The sequence below is a fragment of the Ruegeria sp. AI3 genome (genome assembly GCF_056541245.1).
This window is the reverse complement of sequence record NZ_JBQFYA010000075.1, coordinates 1-698: the sequence shown is the minus strand read 5'-3', so window position 1 is coordinate 698 and position 698 is coordinate 1. Positions and strand designations below refer to the sequence as shown.

1 protein-coding gene is annotated in these 698 nt (G+C 58.0%); it reads left to right on the top strand.

The features are described 5' to 3' along the window. Nucleotides 1-72 precede the first annotated feature (72 nt). A partial coding sequence (locus ACRZ95_RS23110; RefSeq protein ID WP_480555733.1) for an aldose epimerase family protein occupies nt 73-698 on the top strand: 626 nt, incomplete at its 3' end.

The window sequence follows — 698 nt, the reverse complement described above, 5'->3', positions numbered from 1 at the left end:
ATTGGTACCCAGATGATTATGGCCGCGCCCCAAGCTTCGAGCATCGAAGAGGTTGCTCTGCAAGACGGCAGCATGCGCGTTTCCCTTTTGAGCTGTGGGGCGATCACACGCGGGTGGTGGTTCAATGAGACGCCCTTGATCCTGGGATATGACAACCCGCAAGACTATTTGAATGATAGGAACTATCTCGGGGCTATCGTTGGCCGTGTCGCCAACCGGATAGGTGGTGCGGCGTTCACGATTGGGGGCACGCGTTTCGAGCTCAGTGCAAATGAAGGTCGCAATACGCTGCATGGGGGTGTGTCGGGACTGTCCCGCGTCAACTGGCGCATTACGCAAGTGTCGGGGCGCGAAGCGGTCCTCTCAGTGATCTCGCCTGATGGAGACAACGGATTTCCGGGGCGCGTTCGATTTGAAGTGCGCGTCAGCCTGGAGGAACCGCGGCTCACCTACACAATTTCGGCGGTCCCGGACCGGCCGACACCGGTAAGCATAGCCCAGCACAATTACTATTCGTTGGGCGACGGAGCCTCGGTCCTGGACCACCATCTGAAACTGGCCGCGCGCCAACGACTTGAATTGGACGGGCAGGGGGTTCCCTCGGGTCGTTTGGTTGATGTAGGAAACGGCCGTTTGGATTTTCGTGAAGGACGCGCGGTTGGTGTGGTTTCCGGAGACATTGACCATTACTTTGTGTT